The organism is Streptomyces sp. DH12 (assembly GCF_020873895.1).
In the GTDB taxonomy this organism is placed as follows: domain Bacteria; phylum Actinomycetota; class Actinomycetes; order Streptomycetales; family Streptomycetaceae; genus Streptomyces.
Genome location: NZ_JAHWGT010001761.1, coordinates 1 through 379, shown reverse-complemented (window position 1 = coordinate 379; position 379 = coordinate 1). Strand labels below are relative to the sequence as shown.

General features: G+C 80.7%; 1 pseudogene. It reads right to left on the bottom strand.

Annotation, left to right across the window (positions count from 1 at the left end):
- Window positions 1-190: 190 nt before the first annotated feature.
- Window positions 191-379: pseudogene (locus tag LPA54_RS42100) on the bottom strand (regulator); the annotation flags it as partial.

Genomic DNA, 379 nt, shown 5'->3' with positions numbered 1-379 from the left:
AGCTATGCGCGGGCGCGGGTAGCCCGGGCGCGGGCGCGGCGCCCCCGGGCGCGCGAGGGAGCCCCCGGCAGGGCGCGGCGACCAGGGGTGCGCGGGACGTTCCCGACCGGCTCGGGCGTACGCACGCACGGGACGTTCCCGACCGGCTCGGGCGGGGCGCGTACGGCAGCCCGGAGCGCGGGAGGCCCGTTCAGAGCGGGAGATCGGTGCGCAGGGCCGCCGCGAGGCCGACCTCCACGTTGTCCGACCGGCCCCGCTCGAACGCCCGCCGGTACGCCTCGTCCCCGACGGCCGCCCGCGCCCGGCGCTCGCAGGTCTCGCGGACCGGCCCCAGCTCGGGCGTGCCGCGCTGGGGATGGCCGACCATGCGCCAGTACGC